14 protein-coding genes are annotated in these 15543 nt (G+C 72.8%); 5 read left to right on the plus strand and 9 right to left on the minus strand.

Going from position 1 to position 15543, the window contains the following annotated elements; translation table 11 throughout:
- The first annotated feature begins 36 nt into the window (after nt 1–36).
- Nucleotides 37–1218, plus strand: coding sequence for an MFS transporter (locus ACZ63E_RS11140; RefSeq protein WP_465335858.1), 1182 nt, complete (start codon nt 37–39; stop codon nt 1216–1218).
- Here ACZ63E_RS11140 and ACZ63E_RS11145 read toward each other — a convergent pair.
- Both ACZ63E_RS11145 and ACZ63E_RS11150 read right to left on the minus strand, forming a co-directional pair.
- A complete protein-coding gene (locus tag ACZ63E_RS11145; RefSeq protein ID WP_465308886.1) occupies nt 1215–1538 on the minus strand; it encodes a DUF3017 domain-containing protein in 324 nt (107 codons plus the stop codon). The two genes, ACZ63E_RS11140 and ACZ63E_RS11145, sit on opposite strands and share 4 nt — an antisense overlap.
- Nucleotides 1535–2401 carry a bifunctional methylenetetrahydrofolate dehydrogenase/methenyltetrahydrofolate cyclohydrolase gene (locus ACZ63E_RS11150; protein WP_465335859.1) on the minus strand — a complete coding sequence of 289 codons (867 nt, stop codon included), beginning with the start codon at nt 2399–2401 and terminating at the stop codon, nt 1535–1537. Before ACZ63E_RS11150 ends, ACZ63E_RS11145 begins: the two co-directional genes overlap by 4 nt.
- 188 nt (nt 2402–2589) lie before the next feature.
- Between ACZ63E_RS11150 and ACZ63E_RS11155 the strand changes: the two genes are divergently transcribed.
- Nucleotides 2590–5283, plus strand: coding sequence for a TNT domain-containing protein (locus tag ACZ63E_RS11155; RefSeq protein ID WP_465335860.1), 2694 nt, complete (start codon nt 2590–2592; stop codon nt 5281–5283).
- Nucleotides 5284–5325: 42 nt separating this feature from the next.
- Here the strand turns inward: ACZ63E_RS11155 and ACZ63E_RS11160 are convergent, their stop codons facing one another.
- Together ACZ63E_RS11160 and ACZ63E_RS11165 are read right to left on the minus strand one after the other, a co-directional pair.
- On the minus strand, nt 5326–5913 hold the full coding sequence (locus ACZ63E_RS11160) for a pentapeptide repeat-containing protein (RefSeq protein ID WP_465308880.1): 588 nt from the start codon (nt 5911–5913) through the stop codon (nt 5326–5328).
- Between the two features lie 25 nt (nt 5914–5938).
- Entirely contained in the window at nt 5939–6397 is a 459-nt protein-coding gene (locus ACZ63E_RS11165) for a VOC family protein (protein WP_465335861.1), read from the minus strand.
- A gap of 77 nt (nt 6398–6474) precedes the next feature.
- Between ACZ63E_RS11165 and ACZ63E_RS11170 the strand changes: the two genes are divergently transcribed.
- From ACZ63E_RS11170 to ACZ63E_RS11180, 3 genes are read left to right on the plus strand one after another with little or no spacing between them, the layout of a single operon-like run.
- Nucleotides 6475–7299: a helix-turn-helix domain-containing protein gene (locus ACZ63E_RS11170; protein WP_465335862.1), complete on the plus strand. Its 825-nt coding sequence runs from the start codon at nt 6475–6477 to the stop codon at nt 7297–7299.
- Nucleotides 7268–7696 (plus strand): acyl-CoA thioesterase, encoded by a 429-nt coding sequence (locus tag ACZ63E_RS11175; protein ID WP_465335863.1) that lies wholly within the window; start codon nt 7268–7270, stop codon nt 7694–7696. The genes ACZ63E_RS11170 and ACZ63E_RS11175 overlap by 32 nt, the downstream gene beginning before the upstream one ends.
- Nucleotides 7697–7728: 32 nt before the next feature.
- Nucleotides 7729–8478 carry a class I SAM-dependent methyltransferase gene (locus tag ACZ63E_RS11180; RefSeq protein ID WP_465335864.1) on the plus strand — a complete coding sequence of 250 codons (750 nt, stop codon included), beginning with the start codon at nt 7729–7731 and terminating at the stop codon, nt 8476–8478.
- On the opposite strand, the gene ACZ63E_RS11185 is transcribed toward ACZ63E_RS11180, so the two are convergent.
- The 5 genes from ACZ63E_RS11185 to ACZ63E_RS11205 all read right to left on the minus strand — a co-directional run bounded on the left by ACZ63E_RS11185 (nt 8450) and on the right by ACZ63E_RS11205 (nt 15507).
- On the minus strand, nt 8450–11755 hold the full coding sequence (locus ACZ63E_RS11185) for an error-prone DNA polymerase (RefSeq protein WP_465335865.1): 3306 nt from the start codon (nt 11753–11755) through the stop codon (nt 8450–8452). The two genes, ACZ63E_RS11180 and ACZ63E_RS11185, sit on opposite strands and share 29 nt — an antisense overlap.
- Nucleotides 11756–12076 carry a hypothetical protein gene (locus ACZ63E_RS11190; protein WP_465335866.1) on the minus strand — a complete coding sequence of 107 codons (321 nt, stop codon included), beginning with the start codon at nt 12074–12076 and terminating at the stop codon, nt 11756–11758.
- A gap of 2 nt (nt 12077–12078) precedes the next feature.
- Complete coding sequence (locus ACZ63E_RS11195) at nt 12079–13638, minus strand: DNA polymerase Y family protein (RefSeq protein WP_465336102.1); 1560 nt, start codon at nt 13636–13638, stop codon at nt 12079–12081.
- A gap of 442 nt (nt 13639–14080) precedes the next feature.
- The gene (locus ACZ63E_RS11200) at nt 14081–14794 is read right to left on the minus strand and encodes a hypothetical protein (RefSeq protein WP_465335867.1); all 714 of its coding nucleotides are present in this window, start codon (nt 14792–14794) and stop codon (nt 14081–14083) included.
- 152 nt (nt 14795–14946) lie between these two features.
- Nucleotides 14947–15507 carry an HD domain-containing protein gene (locus tag ACZ63E_RS11205; protein WP_465335868.1) on the minus strand — a complete coding sequence of 187 codons (561 nt, stop codon included), beginning with the start codon at nt 15505–15507 and terminating at the stop codon, nt 14947–14949.
- Nucleotides 15508–15543 lie beyond the last annotated feature (36 nt).

A 15543-nucleotide genomic window follows, 5' to 3' on the forward strand; every position in this document is an offset into this window, starting at 1 on the left:
GCCGAGTAATCGTTTACCCACCCTGGAAGGAGTGCCGTGCCCGTCGCGCTGCTCGCGCTCGCCATCGGAGCCTTCGGCATCGGGACCACCGAGTTCGTCATGATGGGCGTGCTGCCCCAGGCGGCCGCCGACTTCGGCGTCGACATCCCGACCGCCGGCTACCTCATCTCCGCCTACGCCCTCGGCGTAGTCGTCGGCGCCCCGCTGCTCACCGCGGTCGCCGTCCGGCTGCCGCGCAAGACCATGCTGCTGGCCATGATGGGCCTGTTCACCCTGGGCAACGCCCTCTTCGCGCTCTCGCCCAACCAGGAGTTCGGCGTCGCGTTCCGATTCCTCGCCGGCCTGCCCCACGGCGCGTTCTTCGGCGCGGGCGCGGTCGTCGCGTCCAGCCTCGTCGGACCCGGCCAGCGCGCCAAGGCCGTGTCGCTGATGTTCCTCGGCCTGACCCTGGCGAACGTCATCGGCGTGCCGCTGGGCACGCTACTGGGGCAGCAGGTCGGCTGGCGCGCCACGTTCGCCGTGGTCGCCGTGATCGGCATGGTCGCCGCGGCGGCCATCTGGAAGCTGGTGCCCCACCAGGGCCGGCCCGCCGACGCGTCGCTGCGCACGGAGCTCGGCGCGTTCAAACGGCCGCAGGTGCACCTCGCGCTGGCGATCGTCACGTTCGGGCTCGGCGGTGTGTTCGCCTGCCTGAGCTACATCACGCCGATGCTGACCGACGTCGCCGGCTACTCGCCGTCGAACGTCACGCTGCTGCTGTCCCTGGCCGGCATCGGCATGACGATCGGCAACCTGCTCGGCGGCCGCCTGGCCGACCGCGCGCTGATGCCGGGCCTGTACGCGGCGCTGCTGGCGCTGGCGTGCGTGCTGGGGATCTTCACGATCACCGCGCAGGGCAAGCTCGGCGCGGCGATCACGATCTTCTTCGTCGGCGTCGCCGGGTTCATGATCGGCCCGATGATGCAGGCGCGGATCATGGAGAAGGCGGGCGGCACACCGTCCCTGGTGTCGGCCGCCGTCCAGTCCGCGTTCAACATCGCCAACTCGATCGGGGCCTACCTCGGCGGGCTGGTGATCGCGGGCGGGCTCGGCCTGGTCGCCCCGAACTGGGTCGGCGCGCTGCTGGCCGTCTTCGGACTGTCGCTGGCGATCGTCTCCGGCACCCTGGACCGCCGGGAAGCCCGCGCCGAACGGCGCGAGCTCGCGATGGCGTCCTAAGAAGACGCGAACGGCCCGCCGATGATCGTCAGGGCCACGTAGAGCACTGCCGCGGCGAGGCCGGCGTACGTCACGATGTCGACGGCCTTGCCGCGGATCACCAGCAGTCCCGCCCGTTCCGTCGGGAGCACCGCCCGCAGCACCGCCGCCAGCACGAGCGCGGCGCCGATCAGCGCCGCGCCCTCGCGCCAGTGGTACTGGACGATCCGCAGCACCGCGACGGCCACCACCAGCAGCACCACCGCGAACGGCAGCTGGGTGAACCGGGCCGGCCCGCTCCGGCGGTCGTGGACGTCCCGCCGGTCCTCCGTCATGGTCATCGGCCCTGGAGACCTTGGACCGCGCGCTCCGCCGCTTCCACGACGTTGCTCACCAGCATCGCCCGGGTCATCGGGCCGACCCCGCCCGGGTTCGGCGAGATCCAGGCGGCCACCTCGGCCACGTCCGGGTGAACATCGCCGGTGAGCTTGCCGTCCACGTGGGACACACCGACGTCGAGCACCGCGGCGCCCGGCGCGACCATGTCCGGCGTGATGATCCCCGGCACCCCCGCCGCGGCGACCACGATGTCCGCGCGGCGGACCTCGGCGGCGAGGTCGCGGGTGCCCGTGTGGCACAAGGTGACGGTGGCGTTCTCGCTGCGGCGGGTCAGCAGCAGGCCCAGCGTGCGGCCGACGGTGATGCCGCGGCCGACCACCGTGACGCGTGCGCCGTTCAGCTCGACGCCGTGGCGCTTGAGCAGCTCGATGATCCCGTACGGCGTGCACGGCAGCGCGCCCTGCTGGCCGAGCACCAGCCGGCCGAGGCTGACCGGCGCGAGGCCGTCGGCGTCCTTCTCCGGGTCGATGCGCTCCAGGACGCGGTTCGCGTCCAGGTGCTTGGGCAGCGGCAGCTGCACGATGTAGCCGTGGCAGGCCGGGTCGGCGTTCAGCTCGTCGACGACGGCCTCGAGCTTCTCCTGCGTGATGTCGGCCGGCAGGTCGCGGCGGATCGAGTTGATCCCGATCTTGCCGCTGTCGGCGTGCTTCATCCGCACGTAGGAGTGCGACCCCGGGTCGTCTCCCACCAGGACAGTGCCCAGGCCCGGCGTCACCCCCTTCGCGGCCAGCGCCGCGACGCGCGGCTCGAGCTCCGCGAAAATGGCGTTCTTGGTGGCCTTGCCGTCGAGAATCTTCGCCGTCACGGGGCCCATTCTGGCAAAGCGACCCCCGCGCGTCGCTTCCAGGCGCGGGTGGTCGCAGCCCGTAGAGTGATCGTCACCCCCGCACGGTCCATTCGCGACGCCGTCCGCGATCAACCTGTGATCTACCGCACGTCGCATCACGCGAGGTCAGACCGTGTGCCATCGGGTCGCCGAGCGGCAAAACCCACATGCGGGGTGCACTCGCGCGCGCGAACAGTCAAAATGTCCCCGTGGCACAACCGACGACGCAGCTGAACGCGACCGAGCAGGACACCCTGGTCAAGCAGATCGGGCTGGCACTGCTGCGCGCCGCCCCCCGCGACTGGCGCAAGGTCAGCGCGGAGTACCGAGCCGTCGGGAGGTACCACGAGCTGACCGGCGAGATCGTCACCGAAGACGGCACGGTCCACGAGTGGCTGGCGACGCACGACATCGCCACCCTCTTCGGCCGGCTGCGCGGGGGCATGTACCGCGACGGCCGGGGCACCTGGTTCAACGCGCGGTACCAGCTCGACCACCCCTCCAGCTACAACCTCGAATACAACCGCGACGAGCCGGTGTGGAACCTCGCGCCGCCGCCGCAGGCCTACTCCGACGAGCTGCGGATGTTCCCGCGCACCGAGGAGAACGTGCCCGAGTGGCTGATCCGGCGGATGTCCGGGCTCGGCCCGGAGCAGCCGGGGCCGCACTTCCGGATCGCGCGGATCTTCGACACCGTCGGGCCCGCCGGCCGTCCGGTGATCAACCGCCCCGACCTCGAGGTCGACGAGCAGGACCGCCTGCTGGAGTACCTCGAGCAGGCGCCGCTGGTGGTGCCCGAGCGCGGGTACGACATCGACCGGCTGGCCGCGGCGCCGGAGGCCACCGTCCCGGTCGCCTTCCACAGCGACGGCCAGTGGGTGTGGCCCGCCGCCGTCAACTTCTACCTGCACAAGTACGGCGTTTCGCCCGAACCGGACCTCGTTGAGCACGTCCGCGCGGTCGGTTTCAAGCTGCCGCCGGTCGACGAGCCGACCCTGCAGGCCGCCGCCGCGTACCTGACCCGGGGCAACCCGCCGCCACCGCCGCCGCAGCAGCAGCGTCCGGCCGGGCCGCCGCCGCAGGGCCCGCCGCCCCAGCAGCAGGTGCCGCCGCAGCAGCCCCCGGTCGGCCCGCCGCCGGGCGCGGCCGCCGTGGCCCCGCCCGTCGTGCCGCTTCAGCACCAGGAGCCGCCCGCGCCCGTCGAGGCGCCGCTCGCGGCGCACTCCCCCGCCGAGCCGGAGGCGCCCGCGGAGGAGCACGAGTACGTCGAAGAGGCCGAGTACCACGAAGACGGCTACGACGACCAGGAGTTCGACGACCGCTTCGCCGAAGAGGACCAGTACGGCGAGGAGGAGTACGACCAGCAGGCCGAGCACGCCGCGGGCTCGAACGGCTCGGCGCCGGAGCCGGGCCGGGTGCCCGACCTCGACGAGACCGCGGAGTACGTCCCCGACCAGCCGATCGGGCACAGCGAGGAACAGCCGCGCGACGGCGAGCCCTTCCCGGCCCACCGGGACGACGAGCCGGCGCAGAGCTTCCAGCCGCCCGAGCACACCGGGTTCGAGCCGCGGCACGACGACGAGCCGGCGCACGCCGCGTTCCAGCCGCGCCACGACGAGGAGGACGCCGAGCCCGCGCACGCGTTCGAGCCGCCGCAGCCCGCGTTCGACCCCGGCCCGCCGACGATGATCACCCAGCCCGAGGTGCCCGGGGTGCTGCCGGTGCCGGAGCCACCGGCCCCGGCGCCCGCGGCGCAGCCCGAGCCGCCGCGGTCGGGCCGCCGGGCGCTGCGCCGTGAGACGCCGGAGCATCCGGTGCTCGCCGGGCTGCAGGAGAAGCTGGACGAGCTCGAGATCCCGGAAAGCGGCTACAAGCTGGGCGAACCCGCCGAACACGGCTGGAGCGTCGAGCAGGTCGACGACGGCTGGCGGGTCGGCTGGTACGACGGCAAGCTCAGCAACCCCGCGGTGTTCGGCGACGCCGAGGACGCGGCCGCGTTCATGCTCGGCAAGCTGCTGCTCAACCCGGAGGGCCACGTGCCCGCCGAGGAGCCGCCCGCGCCGGAGCCCGAACCGGAACCCGAGCCCGAGCCGGAACCGGCGCCGCAGCGCGTCGTCGCGACGCTGTCGCCGGAGGTCGCGACCGGCTCGTACCCGGTCCGCAAGCCGGAGCCGGTGCCCGCCCAGGAGCAGACGGCGTTCACCAGCGCCGAGGAGCTGTTCGGCGACCTCGAGGACGACGAGCCGCCGGCTCCGCCCGCCCCGCCGGTCTCCGCGCCGGTCCCGGCCGGGCCGCCGCCCGTGGCACAGCAGCAGGCCGGGCCACCGCCGGTCGCCCCGGCGCCGCCCCGGCGTGAGCCGCCGTCCGCGCCGACCGTCCTGGCCCCGCCGGTGCAGGCCGCCCCGCCGGTCCCGCCGCCCGCTCCGCCGGCGCCCCCGGCACCGCAGCGGCGTGACGAGCCGGCCCGCCCGGCCGTCAACGGCGGGGGTGGCGGCGGTGGCCAGCAGCAGTGGCCGATCGGCCCGATGGCCGGTGAGCCGCCGCTGACGCTGTTCCGCGGCAAGGAGCTGCGGGAGCTGCCCGCGGGCAGCGAGCTGGACCGCTTCGGCGGCCCGAACGGCAACCTGACGTACGCGGCGGGCACGCCGTTCGCCGAGCGCTCGCTGGTGCCGGAGTGGGTGAACCGCCCGTACCACGTCTACCGGGTGCAGCGGCCGCTCGAGGCGCTCGCCGGCGTCGCGATCCCGTGGTTCAACCAGCCGGGCGGCGGGTCGGCGTACCTGCTGCCGACGTCGATCGAGGAGCTGCTCGCCGAGGGCGACCTGATCGAGCTCGACCCGGGTGAGCCCCCGATCGACTGATGTTTCGCGAAGGCCCCGGCACTGCCGGGGCCTTCGTCGTTTTCAGCGGATGACGAGCCCGTGCGCGGCCGCGAAGGCGATGGCCGTCTCGACGTCGACCTCGGCGCCGCGCAGGTCGGCCTGGACCAGGGCGTTCGCGTCGATCCGCGCGCCACGCAGGTCCGCGCCCTCGAGCTTCGCGCCCTGCAGGCGTGCGCCGGTCAGGTCGCTGTCGCGCAGGTCGGCGCCGGTGAGGTCGGCGTCCATCAGGTTGGCTTCGCGCAGCCGGAGCCCGGACAGCCCGAGGCGGCGCAGCCGCGCCTTCGCCAGCGACGTCAGCGAAAGGTCGCAGTCGGTGATGGCGATGCCGCTGAACCCGCTCTCGGCGAACGACGTCCCGAGCAGCGAACACGCCGTCCAGCGGCTCTCGGCGAGCACCGTCCGGTCGAAGGTGCAGGAGCGGAACGCCGACGCGTCGTGCCGCGAACGGGAGAGGTCGGCTTTGCTGAACACGCAGTCGTCGAAGGTGCAGCCGCGGGTCCGCAGCCCGCTCAGGTCCGCCCCGGTGAAGTCGCACCCGGTGAACCGGCGCTTTTCCCACCACTGCCCGGACAAGACCGCTTCGCGGTAGTCCTCCCCCGTCTCCAGCACGGCCTCCAGGGTGCCACACCCGCCCCTAGAGCCTCACACCCTGGACGTAGTTCATCGCCTCGACGTACTCGGGCAGCTGGGCGCGTCGCGCCATCTCGGCCTCGTCCAGGTTCTCCAGGCGGGTCTGGATCCACCACAGGTTGCCGAACGGGTCACGCACGCGGCCGACGCGGTCGCCGAAGAACAGGACGGTCTGGCGGGTCACCTCGGTCGCGCCCGCTTCGATGGCGCGTCGCTGCGTTTCTTCGCTGTCCGGCACGTAAAGCCGGAGAAAGGCGGGAGTGGCGTCCCAGCCGTCCGGTGAGTCGAACGCCATCACGACGGCGTCGCCGATGCGGACCTCGGCGTGGCCGATCTTCCCGTCCTCGCCGACGACCCGGCCGAGTTCCTCGGCGTCGAACGCCTCCTTCAGGAAGTCGAGCAGGCCGGCGGTGTGGTGGCCGATGATCCACGGGGTGACCGTCGTGTAGCCGTCGGGAACCATGTTTTTCCTCCTCGGTCGGTGTAGCTCCGACGCTAAGATCGAAATAGGACAGCTCCTGACCGCTGCATACTGGGGCCATGGGAGTTCCGCTGCGACCGCTGGCGATCGGCGCGGCCCGGTCGGTGTACCGCGAAGTCCCGCCGCCGTCCGGGCTCGAGGCCGTGCTCGCCTGCGGCTGGCACGGGCGCACCGGCTGGGCGCGGCCGCTGCGCGTGCTCCCCGACGGCTGCGCCGACCTCGTCTGGGACGGTGACGCGCTCACGGTGGTCGTCACGGCCGGCGCGCCGCTGCGGCTGTGGGTCCCGGCGTCGGCGTCGCGCGTCGGGGTGCGGCTGCGGTGCGGGGCCGCGGGCGCCGTGCTCGGGACGGCCATGCCGGAGCTGCCCGCGGGCCCGACCCGGCTGAGCGACCTCTGGGGCGCGCCCGCCCGTCGTGCCGAAGAAACCCTTGCGGGCACTAGTGATCCCGAGGCCCAGCGCGGGATCCTCGAAACGCTCGTCGCCCGGCGAAGCGCGTCGCCGGACCGGCGGGTGCTGGCTGCCGTGCAGGCCCTCGGCGCGGCCACGCGGACGGCCGAGGTCGCCGTGGGGATCAGCGAACGCGGGCTGCGGCGGCACTTCGTCCACGCGGTCGGCGCCGGGCCGAAGCAGCTGCAGCGGATCCGGCGGTTCCAGCGGTTCCTGCGTCTCCTGGAGCCCCTGGTCGCCGGGCGGACGTCGCTGGCTCGCGCGGCCGCCGACCTCGGGTACGCCGATCAGTCCCACCTCGGCCGCGAGTGCCGTCGGCTGTCGGGCTCCTCCCCCGCGGCGCTCGTGCGCGTGGCCGAAAAGTTCCAGACGGCGACACCGCCCGCGCGCCACGCTCTTCCCCATGTTCCGAGTCAAGATCGCGGTGCGCGCTGACGACCTCGACGTCAACGGTCACGTCCGCGGCCCGGCGTACCTCGCCTACGCCGACCACGCGCGCTGGATGTGCGTCCAGGCGGCGGGAATCGACCCGGCTGCGCTGGCCGCGCGCCGCATCGGGCCGGTGAACCTGGAGACGACGGTGCGGTTCCACCGCGAGCTCGTCCCGGGCGGCGAGGTCTCCGTCAGCTGCGACTTCAAGTGGGGCGCGGGCAAGACTTCCCGGGTGGCGCAGGAGTTCCACACACCGGACGGCACGCTGGTCGCGGAGGTGTCCTCGGTGTCGGGCCTGCTCGACCTCGACCGGCGCAGGCTCCTGCCCGACCCCGGCGCGTACTGGCGCGAGCTGGCCGCGCGTCCGGAACTGCTGGGCCTGGCCCCGAAAACCGGATGATCCCGGCCGCGGCGCTCACTACCGTGACGGCCATGCCCGACGAGCACTTCGCCGATCACGACCTTGCCGCGCTCTACGACGCCTTCAACCCGCGGGAGAGCAGCGGCGACTTCGAGTTCTACCTGCCGATGATCATGGCGGCGGAGTCGGTCCTCGACGTCGGCTGCGGCACCGGGTCCCTGCTGCACTGGGCGCGCGAATCCGGCCACACAGGACGGCTCGTCGGGCTCGACCCGGCCGAGGGCATGCTCGTCCAGGCCCGCCGCCGCGACGACGTCGAGTGGGTGCACGGCGATTTGTCGACCGCCACCTGGGACGGCGAGTTCGACTTCGCGGTGATGACCGGGCATGCGTTCCAGGTGCTGCTGACCGACGACGAGCTGCGGACGGCGTTCTCGGCCCTCCACCGCGCCCTGCGGCCCGGCGGCCGGTTCGGCTTCGACACCCGCAATCCCGCGGCCCGCGGCTGGGAACGCTGGACACCGGAGAACGTGGGAGAAGCCGGCAACGTCCGGTCGTGGAACAACGCCGGGCCGTTCGAGAACGGGTACGTCACCTTCAGGACCACGTACGAAAGCCCGGACTGGGACGCACCCCGGTTCAGCGAGAGCACCCTGCGGTTCCTCGATGTCCCTTCCCTGAACGGGTTCATCGCAGAAGCCGGCCTGGTCGTCGACGAGCAGTACGGCTACTGGGACCGCACCCCTGTGACGGACGCGAGCCCGGAGATCGTCACGATCGTGCGCCGGCCGCTCACTGGAAGTCCCGCGACTTCGTCCTGATCCGCATCGGCAGGGCCTCGACGCGGTCGGCGAGCACGCTCACCACGCCGTCGTACTTCTCCACCACCCCGCGGATCAGCAGCGCCGGGCTCGCGCGCGCGACGCGGTGGTAGCGCTGCCACAGGCCGAGCGTGCAGATCACGTTGACCATCCCCGTCTCGTCTTCGATGTTGAGGAAGGTGATCCCGCCCGCGGTCGCCGGGCGCTGCCGGTGCGTGACGGCGCCGCCGATCAGCACCCGCACGCCGTCTTCGAGGTCGACCAGCCCGCTCGCCGGGACGACACCGAGCGCGTCGAGGCGGTCGCGGATGAACTCGGTCGGGTAGCTGTCCGGCGACACCCCGGTCGCCCAGACGTCCGCCGACGCGAGGTCGAGGCCGTCCATCCCGGGCAGCACCGGCGCCTCCGCGAGACTGAGGCCCGGCAGCTTCTCCGGCCGTTCCCCGGCGACCGCGCCCGCCGTCCACAGCGCCTGCCGGCGGTCACCGCCGAAGCCGGCGAACGCGCCGGCCGTGGCCAGCGCCTCGATCTGCGGTGTCTTCAGCCGCACGCGGCGGGCGACGTCGGCCATGTCGGTGTAGCGGCCGTTCGCCTCCCGCTCGGCGACGATCCGCTTCGCGAGGTCCTCCCCGATCATCCGGACGGTGCTCAACCCGGTGCGCACGTCGTGGAATTTCCCGGCACCGGCCTCCAAGGTGGCGTGCGGCAGGCTGCGGTTGATGTCCGGGCCGTGCACGGTGACGCCGTGGCGCCGCGCGTCCGCGACCAGCGACTGCGGTGAGTAAAACCCCATCGGCTGCGCGCGCAGGAGGCCCGCCAGGAACGCGTCCGGGTGGTAGAACTTGAAGTAGGCGCTGGAAAACACCAGGTGGGCGAAGCTCAGCGCGTGGCTCTCCGGGAAGCCGAAGTTCGCGAACGCCTTGAGCTTCAGGAAGATCTTCTTCGCGAGCTCTTCCTCGACGCCGTTCGCGGCGGCGCCTTCGAGGAACCGCTGCCGCAGCCGGTCCATCTTCCGGTCCGAGCGCTTCGAGCCCATCGCGTGCCGCAGCTGGTCGGCCTCCGCCGCGGTGAAGTTCGCGACGTCCAGGGCGATCTGCATCATCTGCTCCTGGAACAGCGGCACGCCTTTGGTCTTGCGCAACGCGTTCTCCAGCAGCGGGTGGTCGTAGTCCCACTCCTCGATGCCCTGCTTGCGACGGATGTACGGGTGCACCGAACCGCCCTGGATCGGGCCGGGCCGGATCAGCGCGACCTCGACCGCGAGGTCGTAGAACTCGGTGGGCCGCAGCCGCGGCAGGGTGGCCAGCTGCGCGCGGCTCTCCACCTGGAACACGCCGATCGCGTCGGCGCGGCAGAGCATGCCGTAGACGTTCTGGTCGGTGAGGTCCAGCTCGGCGAGGTCGACCTTCTCACCCTTGTGCTCCTCGACGAGGTCGAGCATGTAGTGCAGCGCCGAGAGCATGCCGAGGCCGAGCAGGTCGAACTTGACGAGCCCGGCGGCCGCGCAGTCCTCCTTCTCCCACTGGATGACGCTGCGGTTCTCCATCCGCGCCCATTCGACCGGGACGACCTGGCTCACCGGCTCCTGGCACATGACCATGCCGCCGGAGTGGATGCCGAGGTGGCGCGGAAAGTCCTCGAGGGCGAACGCGAGCTGCACGACGTCGTCCGGGATGTCGTGGTCGTGGTCCTTTTCGGTGCTGCGCAACGATCCCCAGCGGTCGATCTGCTTGCTCCAGGCGTCCTGCTGGCCCGGCGAGTAGCCGAGTGCGCGCGCGGCGTCGCGGACTGCGGACCGGGCGCGGTAGGTGATCACGTTCGCGACCTGCGCGGTTCTCAGGCGGCCGTGCTTCCTGAAGACGTACTGGATGGCTTCCTCACGGCGGTCGGACTCGATGTCGAGGTCGATGTCGGGGTACCCGTCGCGGTCCGGGGCGAGGAAGCGCTCGAAGAGCAGCTTGTTGGCGACCGAGTCGACCTTCGTGATGCCCAGCGCGTAACAGACGGCGGAGTTCGCGGCCGAGCCGCGGCCCTGGCAGAGGATCTTGTGGTCGTTGCAGAACCTGACGATGTCCCACACGATCAGGAAGTACCCGGGGAACCCGAGCTTCTCGATGATCGCCAGCTCGTGCTCGATCTGGGCCCTTGCCTTTTCTTCGTGTTCCTTGCCGCCGAAGCGTTCCTGCGCGCCTTCCTCGGTCAGCCGTCTGAGGTAGACCGCTTCGCTTTCCCCGCCGGGGACGTCGAAGGGCGGCAGCTTCGGGGCGATCAGCTTGAGCGGGAACGCGCATTCCATGCCGAGGAGGGCACTTCTTCGCACGGCGCCGGGGTAACGCCGGAACAGGACGTCCATTTCGGCGCCGCTGCGCAGGAACGCCGTGCCGGCCGCGGGCAGCCAGCCTTCCAGGTCGTCGATGCCGCGGCGGGCGCGGATCGCGGCGAGCGCGTCGGCCAGCCGGGCGCGTTCGGGCCGCGCGTAGTGCGCGGCGGTGGTGGCGACGGTCGGGAGGTCCAGTTCGCGGGCGAGCTGTGTCAGGACGTCGTTGTGGGTGCTGTCGAGCGGCTGGCGGTGGTCGGTGAGCTCGACGTAGACGTGGTCACGGCCGAAGCGCTCGACCAGGATCTTCAGCTGTTCCCTGGCGGCCGCCGGGCCGTGCGTGACGAGCGCCGAGCGCACCGCGCCCTTGCGGCACCCGGTCAGCACCACGCACTGCCCCGCGACCTCCTCGGCGACCGCGCCGAGGTCGTACCTCGGCCGGCCCTTCTCGGCGTCGTGGTGGATCTGCCCGGCGGTGATGGCGCGGCAGAGGGCGCGATAACCCTGGTCACCGCGGGCGAGCAGCAGGAGGTGCTCGCCCTCGGGGTCGGCGACGCCGTTCTGCGGGGCGCTCAGCCCGAAGCTCAGTTCGGTGCCGAACACGGTGTTGACGCCGAGCTCCCTGGCCGCCTCGGCGAAGCGGACGACGCCGTACATGCCGTCGTGGTCGGTGAGGGCGATGGCGTCCAGCTTGAGCCGCGCAGCCTCCTCGACCAGCTCCTCGGGGTGACTGGCGCCGTCGAGGAAGCTGAAGTTGGAGTGACAGTGCAGCTCGGCGTAGGGCACGCGGACGGCTTCACCGCCGTCGTCGGACCCGCGCGCGGGGATGTCCTCGGGGCGCCGGTACTCCTCGCGGTGACGTCCCCAGGCGGGGCTGTCCCCGTGGTCGCCCGGGGGAAGGCCGCCTGCGAGGGTGCGGGCGAGGTCCTTCCACCGGACGGGCGGGTTGTTCCAGCCCATTCACCAGCCCCCGGGTTCGTCGCCGCGCTGCTCGGCCTCCCGGCGCAGCCGATGCCAGTTCGACGGGTGGTTCCGGCGGCTGCGTTTCTCGGCTTCGCTCATGGGGCGCGGTTCGCCGCGGCTCATGCGGCAGCCGTTCTCCCGCGAGGAGCGGGGAACGGGGATGCCCTCGCCGGGGAAGATCAGCTCGCCCCGGTGAACCGTCCACTCTTCGCCGGGTTTCTCTTCCACCGCTTCCGCGGTTTCGGCCCCGGGGTGGCGGGCCGGGTCGAAGCCGGCGCGCAGCCAGGCTCGCATCCGTCGTGCGTAGTGCTCGTCCATGCTCAGTCGTACACTCCCTCGACCGTCCACAGTGGATTTTCCGTGCCCGCGCAGTGCACCAGCACCGCGTCGGGTGGCTCGTCTCCTTCTCCGGCGAGCACGAGCTGCAGCCGCGCGCGCCGGGGACCGGACCGGCGGCGGTCCCCGGCCAGCGGCCACGGCCCGGCCCAGCCGACGACCTCCCGGTGCCGGCCGCCGATGCTCAGCCGTCGCGGAGCGCCCGTGACCTGCTCGCGGACCGTGATCCCGACCGCGCGGCCGTCGGCGTCGAAGACCTGGGCCGGCACCGGGCGATCGAGGACGGTCGCGGGGGACGGCGCGGGCAGCCGTCCCGGCCAGGTCGCGTCCGACGGCGTCGTCCGCTCGCGCGGGTCGCCCCACGGCACCAGGCGGACGCGGCCGGCGGGGTCGCGGCCGCCGTCGAGCAGCGGGGTGAGCACGCCTTCCGGGCCGAGCAGGCCCTGGACCCGCACGAACGCCCGCGCCGCGCGTTCGTCGTCTTCCTCGGAGCGGCCGTTCTGCAGGAGGTCGAGCTGCAGCGAGCGTCCCTCGACAACTTCGTCCGGCTCCAGCCGCAGCCGCACGACACCGGAGGTCGGGCGCGCACCGGGCGCCGCGCGCAGCCAGCCTTCGAACTGCCAGCGCACGCGGTCGGCGACGCCGGCGGGCGTCAGCGGCTCCGCGCAGCGCCAGACCCGGCCGAGGTGCTCGCCTTCTTCGGTGACGGCGTAGATGCCGAGGCGGGTGCAGGCCAGGCCGTGGCCGGCGAGGTCCGCGCAGAAGCGCGTCGCGAGGTTCTTGGCCAGGAAGGCGGCGACGTCGACGCGTTCGACAACGGGGTCGAACTCCTCGGTCAGCGTCAGTTCCGGCGGCGGTCGCCGACGCAGTGGAGGACGTTCGGAGCGACCCCGGGCGAGCCGGTGGGCCAGAACGCCATCGGCGCCGAAGCGGTTGACGACGTCCCGTTCGGGCAGCGCGGCGAAGGCGCCGAGCGTCTTCAGGCCGAGTCGGCGCAGCAGGTCGACGAGCTCCGCGCGGTCGGCCCCGGGCTGGTCGAGTTCGGTGACGGGCAGCGGCGCGAGGAATTCGGCGACCCGCCCGGGTTCGACGAACTCCCCCAGCCGCGCGGCGAGCGTCGCGGCGAAGAGCCCTTCGGCCACACCGACCTGACACTCGACCCCGGCGGCGGCCGACACTTCGTCGACAAGCCGTTCGACGAGGGCGTGTTCACCACCGAAGTAGGCGGCGGCCCCGGCGACGGGCACCGCGACCAGCCCGGGCCGCACGACTTCAACGCCGACAACCAGAGCCTCAACGGCCCGAGCAACGGCTTCGAAGAGCCGAGCATCCCGGCCGTCATCAGCGGCGAAAACGGCAAGGTCCGGACAACGCGACTGCGCCTCCCGCCGCCGCATGTTTCGCCGGACGCCATCCCGCCGAGCCCCGGCATTGCAGGCGACGACACGGTTGGCACTTAAGACGGCGGCAGGTTGGGTAACGGCGACCCCGGCAACCGCCGAGGCGGCGACCGCGGGCCAGTCCGGGCACCAGAGGACGAGCATTCGGGTGGGGGTGGTGGAGGAGGAGCCGCGTTGGGCGGGGACGGTCATGGCGCCTCCCGCGGTGGAGGGGTGTTGAGGGGTCGGCACGCGTGGTTGGAGGGACGACTCGCGTGATTGAGAGGTTGACACGCGTGATTGGAGGGTCGACACGCGCACCCGCGCGGTCCGCTCGCGGCCCCATCGGGCCGGCGCCCGTGCGCGGAGGGTCGACTCGCGTGATTGAGCAGCCGACTCGCGTGATTGAACGGACGACACACGTACTCCGGCGGACGACACAGGTGCCCAGCTGGACGACACGCGTACCCCGATGGACGACACGCGTACCCCGGCGGACGACACGCCTGCGCTGGCCGACACGCGTACCCCGGCGGACGACACGTGTGCGCTGGCCGAGGGTGCGGGGAATTGGGTCGGTGGGTGGGCGGGAAAGGGCGCGCGGGGGTCATGCCGTGGCCTCCTCGGCGAGGGCCAAGCCGGAGGTGACCGCGGCCGGCGGGGCGGAGGTGACCTTTCCTCCGGAGCCGGGGAGGCACAGCTGTGCCGAGACCGGGCGGGCCGCCGCGCCGCGGCCGCGGGCCCGGACCTCGACCCGGCGCTCCTCCAGGTGCCCGTAACCGTCCGCGGGACCCGCCCACGACGACGGGCTGCACGACAGCTCGACATCCGCGCCCGGCCAGGCGCCGAACGTCAGCAGGACCGCTCCGCGGTGGCGGGCTCGGGCCGACAGCCGCCGCGCCACGGCTGCCTGGACCGTCTCCGAATGGACCGCCACCACGTCCACGCCGTCGAGCAGCGCCGCCACCACCGCGGGCAGCTCCGCTCCCGGACGCGGGACCAGCGCCAGCCGGGCGAGGTCCGCGCCGTACTCGGCCGCCGCCGCCAGCCCCAGCGATGGCATGCCGACCACCGCCGCCCATGCCCCCGCTGCGGTCGGTTCCGCGAGGAGGGCGAGCAGCAGCGACGTCGAACCGTGGACCGCCACGGTGCTTCCCCGGCGGAGCCCGGCCGCGGGCAGCAGCTCAGCCAGGGCGGGGGCGACCGGGAGCACTCTTCCCGTCACCCGCGCCTGGTCAGCCTGAGCCGCCACCCGGCTCGCCGTGCTCACCCCGGGCAGGGCCGCCAGCCGGGCCACCGGCGGCTCCACCACAGCGGTCACCGCACGCACCTCCCCACCACGGACCAGGCCGACGGTCGGGCCTCTCCCAAAACTCGACCGACGGCACTCGTTCGCCGCGGGGAAGGCGGCGGTTGATGTCGAACACCTGTTCGACGTAGTCCAGTCAACCGTGAACCGCCCGGGGTGTCAAGTCACCCGGTAGTGGGGTACGACGCCTGGAAGGCCAGCCGCGCGTCGGCGTCCGCGGTGAGGCGCTCGAGCTCGTCGTCCAGCGCCATGAAGGCCTCCCACGGCTCCCCGCCGAAGCACGCGGCCGCCCGTTCCTCCAGGTCAGGGACCCGCTTCGCCTTCCACACCTTGTCCGCCAAGCTGACGAGCAGATCCTCGAGCGTGACGTCGGGCGCGTCCCAAGACGCGTGCGTCCGTGCGAAGCGCGCCGAAGCCTCTTCGACGCCGTGTTCCACCAGCAACCGGTACCCCGCCACCTCGTGCAGCGACCCCGGACCGGACAGCTCCGCGGGATGCAGGATCTTCCCGATGTCGTGCGTGGCCGCGCCGAACAGCACCGCCGTGCCGTCGAACTCCGTCCGGGGACGCGCCCAGCCGGTCAGCGTGACGGCGACGTCGTGCACCACGCGCAGGTGCGCGCCCAGCCTCGGCGGCGCGCCCAGCGTCTCCAGCAACGCCCGCGCCCGCGGTGGGAGCGGCGCGAAACCCGGAGCGTCGAGAGCGTGGCGCAGGAGATCGGTCACCCCACCAAGGTAATGAAGTTGCCCGCGGGCCCGGGC

The organism is Amycolatopsis sp. NPDC104819, assembly GCF_055583145.1.